The organism is Mesorhizobium montanum (assembly GCF_033977145.1).
In the GTDB taxonomy this organism is placed as follows: domain Bacteria; phylum Pseudomonadota; class Alphaproteobacteria; order Rhizobiales; family Rhizobiaceae; genus Mesorhizobium; species Mesorhizobium montanum.
This window is the reverse complement of the sequence record NZ_JAVIJF010000050.1, coordinates 1-5,833: the sequence shown is the minus strand read 5'-3', so window position 1 is coordinate 5,833 and position 5,833 is coordinate 1. Positions and strand designations below refer to the sequence as shown.

4 protein-coding genes and 2 pseudogenes are annotated in these 5,833 nt (G+C 63.6%); 3 read left to right on the top strand and 3 right to left on the bottom strand.

All coding sequences use genetic code 11. The features are described 5' to 3' along the window. Nucleotides 1-121 precede the first annotated feature (121 nt). Together istB and RFM68_RS33300 are read right to left on the bottom strand one after the other, a co-directional pair. Nucleotides 122-883, bottom strand: coding sequence for an IS21-like element helper ATPase IstB (istB, locus tag RFM68_RS33305; protein ID WP_320237170.1), 762 nt, complete (start codon nt 881-883; stop codon nt 122-124). A 15-nt stretch (nt 884-898) separates the two neighbouring features. Then, a pseudogene (locus tag RFM68_RS33300) lies at nt 899-1,711 on the bottom strand (Mu transposase domain-containing protein); the annotation flags it as partial. Between RFM68_RS33300 and RFM68_RS33295 the strand changes: the two are divergent. From RFM68_RS33295 to RFM68_RS33285, 3 genes are all read left to right on the top strand, one after another. Then, entirely contained in the window at nt 1,702-1,989 is a 288-nt protein-coding gene (locus RFM68_RS33295; RefSeq protein WP_320237169.1) for a DUF5372 family protein, read from the top strand. The pseudogene RFM68_RS33300 and the gene RFM68_RS33295 sit on opposite strands and share 10 nt — an antisense overlap. A gap of 167 nt (nt 1,990-2,156) precedes the next feature. Next, on the top strand, nt 2,157-2,636 hold the full coding sequence (locus RFM68_RS33290) for a helix-turn-helix domain-containing protein (protein ID WP_320237168.1): 480 nt from the start codon (nt 2,157-2,159) through the stop codon (nt 2,634-2,636). Nucleotides 2,637-2,894: 258 nt separating this feature from the next. Continuing rightward, nucleotides 2,895-4,973, top strand: coding sequence for a recombinase family protein (locus tag RFM68_RS33285; protein WP_320237167.1), 2,079 nt, complete (start codon nt 2,895-2,897; stop codon nt 4,971-4,973). On the opposite strand, the pseudogene istA reads toward RFM68_RS33285, so the two are convergent. Further along, nucleotides 4,974-5,750: pseudogene (gene istA / locus RFM68_RS33280) on the bottom strand (IS21 family transposase); the annotation flags it as partial. Nucleotides 5,751-5,833: the final 83 nt, after the last annotated feature.

Genomic DNA, 5,833 nt, shown 5'->3' with positions numbered 1-5,833 from the left:
TGCGCATTTCGCTGATTGTGAGCAGCCATTTCACGCGATGGTGAGCGCTCATTTCATTTGATCGTGAGCAGGGATTTCACGCGATCATGAGCGGCCGCTTCGAACCGACCTGTTGATTGATTCAGGTGTTTGCGGCTGCGTCAAGAGCGTGGGCGCGGGCTTTATGTTTTCGCATGCTTTCTCCGGTGAGTTGAAGGCGGTGAGCGTTGTGAACGAGGCGATCCAAAATCGCATCGCCGAGCGTGGGATCGCCGACAACATCGTGCCAGTGTTCCACGGGGATTTGGCTTGTGACGATTGTGGACGCTCGGCCGTGGCGATCATCGAGGATTTCCAGGATGTCGCGGCGCTCGGCGGCGTTGAGAACCGACAGGCCCCAGTCGTCGAGGATGAGGAGTTGAACGCGCCCGAGCGTCTTGAGCAGGCGGCCATAGCGACCATCGCCACGCGCCAGCGCGAGCGCCTCAAAGAGGCGCGGGACGCGATGATAGAGCACCGATCGATTGTCGCGGCAGGCCTTGTGGCCGAGGGCGCAGGCGATCCAACTCTTGCCCAGGCCGGTTGCGCCGGTGACCAGCACGTTCTCGTGGCGGTCGATCCAGTCGCCGGCGACGAGCCTGGCGAAGACGGCGCGGTCGATGCCGCGCGGGGTGCGTAAATCGACATCTTCCACGCACGCGCTCTGGCGCAGCGCGGCGAATTTGAGGCGTGTGGTGAGCCGTTTGGTGTCGCGCTCGGCGGCTTCGCGATCGACAAGAAGCCCGATGCGCTCCTCGAACGACAGGGCATCGAGATCCGGTGATCGTCGCTGCTCCTCGAAGGCCTTGGCCATTCCGGTCAAGCCGAGTGCGATCAGCCGTTCATGGGTGGGATGGGTGAGCATTGAGAACTCCATGGTTCAGTGGAAATAGCCCTGACCGCGGATGTTGCCGTGGCGCAGGGGTTGATGATCGGGCGTCTCGTCGAGGAACGCGCGATCAAGGCCGTTCTTGAGGATCGAACGGATCGAGGCGACGGAGCGTGCCTTGATGAGGATGCCGCGTTGGCAGGCTGCATCGACGCGCGTGTTGCCGTAGCTCTTGGTCAGCGCCAGGATGCCGAGACAGGTGCGAAAGCCCTGTTCGGGATGCGGCCGATCGGCGATGACGGCCTGAAAGAAGGCGGCGGTGGCGGGACCGATCTTCTCGCCGGCCACGATCAGTCCCCCCGGCGTCCACTTGCCGTAGCGGCGATGCGCGCTCGGCATGTGATCGGCAACGGTGGTGTGGCCGCGCCGGTTGGGCGCACGGGCGTGGCTGGCGATCCGCTGCCCTTTGTGGAAGATCTCGACAGTGTTGTCGGCGATACGCACATCGACGAGCTCGCGAATGAGGCGGTAGGGCGTGGAATACCAGTGTCCGTCGACCTCGACGTGATAGTCGGGCGCGACACGGCAACGCTTCCAGCGCGCAAAGACGTATGGCTGATCCGGCAGTGCGCCCAGCTTCGGCCTGTCGATCTCGGCGAAGAGTTCGGCGCGGCTGGAGCCGAAGCCGCGCATCTGGCGGGCGTTGAGTTCGGCGACGAGCAGGCGGATGGCGGCGTTCAGCTCCGCCAGGCAAAAAAAGCGCTGATTGCGCAGCCGCGCCAGGACCCAGCGCTGGGCGATCTGCACGGCGACCTCGACTTTTGCCTTGGATAAAGCCGTCAACTGCAGCCCGTATGGGGACGACCGGCCTCACGGTCCGCATTACCCACCCATTCCACCCGCTTAAAGGCCAGACCTTCGACATGATCGGCCGCAGCCCGCATTGGGGCGACGACCGGGTGATCTACCGGGCTCCGGACGGGACCTTGCCCACGATTGCTGCCGCAATGACGGACATGGAGCAGCCTGACGCATTCCGGCGCGTCGCGGCCGGGCGCGCGGCGTTCCGGACGGTCGACCTATTGGATTTGCTCACGCTGCTGGATCGGGTCTCTGCGCCAGTGGAGGTGGAAGATGCGTAAGGTTAAATACGCCGCATGTGTAAGGCAAATTACGCCGCAACGCCTCCTCGGATACCGCATCTATGCCCAGAATTGCAGGGTTTGTCTCGATCATGGTGATGAGATCTTATTTGACGCCTCATCAGGTAAGGCGTATTTATATTTACGAATCAATTTGGATGATGGTCATGGCGAAGCAAAAGCCAGCACGACGCGACCCAAAGGCCGAGGCCTTGGCCCGCGACGGCGCACTCAACCCCCACCCCGAGGGCGTGCGCGACACGCTGTTTGCCGGCAATCCCTTCTTCGATGCCAGGGACCTTGTGCAGGTCCGCTACGAGATGGTGCGCCGCCATCAGGCCGATCGCGTGCCGATCAGCGATGTCGCCAGCGCCTTCGGGGTCTCGCGGCCAACCTTCTACAAAGCTCAGAGCGCCTTGGCCGACCAGGGCCTCGCTGGGCTGGTGCCCCGGCAGCGGGGCCCAAAGGGCGGACACAAGATCTCCGCCGAGGTCCTCGCCTACATCGACCAACTCAGGACGACGAGGCCCGACCTCACCGTGCCGCAACGTGTAGACGCTATCGCCACACGCTTTGGCGTCAGGGTGCACCGGCGAAGTCTGGAGCGAGCCATGGCGCCCAAAAAAAAACCACTCGATCTGCCTTAACCGTCCGCGCGACCAGCCTCGTCGGCACATACGAACAACTGCGCGCCGCGGTGCTCAGCGCCCGGCTGATCACCGGATCAGGACTCGTAACCCTGCGCCGTCAAGGCATGGTCGCCTGGATTAAGGCCGCAACGACAACACCCAACTTTATGCCGCCTTGCCCGGTACATCGTCCCCCGTCGGCAGGCGCGATCGCCACCAGCGAGCTCACCCTCATCCTTGCCAGCCTTGTTGTCACGCTAACCGCGGAGCCAGCACATGCCTGACCTCAAAGTCACCGCCGATCACCTTCGGCGCGACGCCTACCTCTACATCCGTCAGTCTACGCTGCGACAGGTTGCCGAGAACGGCGAGAGCACGCAGCGACAGTATGGGCTGCGTGATCGCGCCATTGCCGCCGGTTGGCCGGTCGAACGCGTCCACGTGATCGACTGCGACCTGGGCAAATCGGGATCCAGCGCCGTTGCCCGCGACGGCTTCCAGGAACTGGTCAGCGAAGTAGCCCTCGCCAAGGCCGGCGTCGTCATGGGGCTGGAGGTCTCGCGCCTGGCCCGCAATTCCGCCGACTGGCACCGGCTGCTTGAGCTGTGCGCCCTGACCAGCACCCTCATCCTCGATGAGGATGGCGTCTACGATCCGGCCAGCTTCAACGACAGACTTCTTTTGGGTTTGAAAGGAACGATGTCGGAAGCGGAGTTGCACTTCCTCAAGGCGCGCATGCGCGGCGGCCAACTCAACAAGGCAAGCCGCGGCGATCTGAAGATTGGGCCGCCAGTGGGCTTGGTCTACTTGCCCGATGGCACTCTCGCACTCGACCCGGACGCCGAGGTGCAGGCCGCGCTCCGCATGGTGTTCACGACCTTCGAGCGCCTGGGCAGCGCAACCAGAACCGTCAAGTTCTTCCTCGACGAAGGCATTCTGTTCCCGCGACGACTGCGCAAGGGACCGCACAAAGGCGAACTCATGTGGGCGCCGCCACGGCACGCCCGCATCCTCCAGGTCCTGCATAATCCGAGATATGCCGGCGCCTTCGTTTACGGTCGAACGCGTGGACGGCCCCGGCCGGGCGGCGGCGTCTCGCAGATCAAGGTGGATATGGCTGACTGGCGGTTCGTCATGCCCGACCTGCATCCGGGGTATATCGACTGGGAGCGCTTCAAGGCCAACCAAAAGCGTCTCGCCGCCAATGCACAAGCCTATGGAATGCAGCGCCGCGCCGGGCCGGTCCGCGAAGGATCCGCCTTGCTACAAGGCAGAGTTCTTTGCGGCCTTTGCGGCGGGCGCATGGGCGTCCATTACAGCCAGGAGCACGGTCAGCCTGTCCCGACCTATATCTGCCAGGAGACTGCCACTCGCCGTGGCGGCAAGGTCTGCCAGTCCGTGCCCGGCAAAGTCGTCGACCCGGCGGTGGGTGCATTGCTTGTCGAGCTGATGAGGCCGATGACCCTTGAGGTCACCCTGGCGGTCCAGCGCGAGCTTGAGGCACGCGCCGCCGAGATGGACACGTTGCGCCGACAGCATATCGAGCGGACGCGTCATGACGCCGAGCTCGCCCGGCGCCGCTACATGAAGGTCGATCCCGACAATCGCCTCGTTGCCGACACTCTCGAGGCCGAATGGAATGAGAAGCTGCGGCTCCACACCGACGTTGTCGAGGACTATGAACGACGCGCGCCCGAGGAAGCCGCTGCCCTCGATGCCGAGACGCAGCAACGCGTCCGCGATCTTGCCGAGCAGTTCCCGCGGATCTGGAGCGATCCCCGCATCGATGTCCGCGAGCGCAAGCGTATCCTGCGGCTGCTGGTCGCCGACGTCACCCTGGTCAAGGCCGAGACGATTACTGCAAACGTGCGACTATCCGGCGGGGCGACCCGCACCTTGACGCTGGAGCGGCCGTTGCCGATCGCCCAAATCCGCAAGTTCAAGCCTGAGCTCGTCGCCAAGGTCGACCGCTTGCTCGACCGATATTGCGATCGCGAGATCGCCGATATCCTCAATGAAGATGGCCTGCGAACCTGGGAGGGCAAGCCGTTCAATCTCAAGAAGATCGCCTTCATCCGTGGAGCTTACAACCTGCCCAGCCGTCGCCAGCGCCTGCGGGATTGTGGTCTGCTCACCACGCAGGAAGCGGCCGAACACTTCGCTGTCGCCGAGACCACGGTGCATCAATGGGGGCGCCAGGGGCTCATCAGCAAAGTCTGCAGCGACAGTCTCAACCGTGGTCTGTGGGACATTCCTCACGACCTCGAGATCATCAAAGGCCGCCCGGGCCGAAACGCCGTTGCCGCCCGCCGTGCCTCAATTACCGTGCCATCAACCGAACAGGACTCACTATGAAACAATCGCCTTATCCTTCGGGCGTCTCGGCCTGGCTGCGAGAACTGCGGTGCCGTAATGGCTCGCCATCTCCGCATAGGTCCGGTTGAGACCGGGGTCGTAGCGGTCGGGGTTGGTGACGGCGGCCCTGAGATTGTCGCAGACCACGAACTTCGGCACGCCACCCAGAAAGGTGAAGAGGTTCGTGTGCACGCCGATCCAGTCGGGCAGGCTCTCGCTCGAGCACGCCTCGGCGTAGGTATAGTTCGACGCGCCCATCGCTGCGACGAACAGCTTCATGGGATGCGCTTCGCCGGTGATTGGGTCGAAGACGTCGATGGTGTCGCCGGCGAAATCGACAAACACCTTCTCGCCGCCCAGGTGCGTCTGGCGCATCGTCGGGCGTGCGCGCCCTTTCCAGGCCTCGAAGGTCGTACAAAACCAGGTGTAGCCAAAGCCGTCGGGATTGGCCGCACGATACTCTTCCCACAGCAGCACCCGCGTTACATTGCGCCGGCGCAACTCCTTCTCGACATAGCTCCAATCGGGCACCGGCCGCCGCGGGCTTTGCGACGCTGCCTTCGGCGCCGGGAAGAGCAGCAGCTCAAGGCCTTCGTCATCCATCCCCTCAGGCAGCGGCCAGCTCAGCCCGGCGAGACGGGCGCGCCGCAGATAACCATGCACGACGCCATTGCTCACCCCGAGCGTGTGCGCGATGGCGCGTTCGGTCAGGCCCTGGACATGCCTTAGACGTAAAACTTCTCTGATCCGGCGCATCGACAATCTCTGGGTTGGCATCAGGCTTCCTCGTTTGAACGAGGCACCCTGTAGCTGAGTTGTCGGCCGAAGCGTCCCGCACCTCCGAAAAGGTGCTCACGATC

Excerpts from the sequence above, each read along its gene's own strand:
- istB (WP_320237170.1), bottom strand. The coding sequence starts at position 883 with ATGCTCACCCATCCCACCCATGAACGGCTGATCGCACTCGGCTTGACC.
- RFM68_RS33290 (WP_320237168.1), top strand. The coding sequence starts at position 2,157 with ATGGCGAAGCAAAAGCCAGCACGACGCGACCCAAAGGCCGAGGCCTTG.
- RFM68_RS33285 (WP_320237167.1), top strand. The coding sequence starts at position 2,895 with ATGCCTGACCTCAAAGTCACCGCCGATCACCTTCGGCGCGACGCCTAC.
- RFM68_RS33295 (WP_320237169.1), top strand. The coding sequence starts at position 1,702 with ATGGGGACGACCGGCCTCACGGTCCGCATTACCCACCCATTCCACCCG.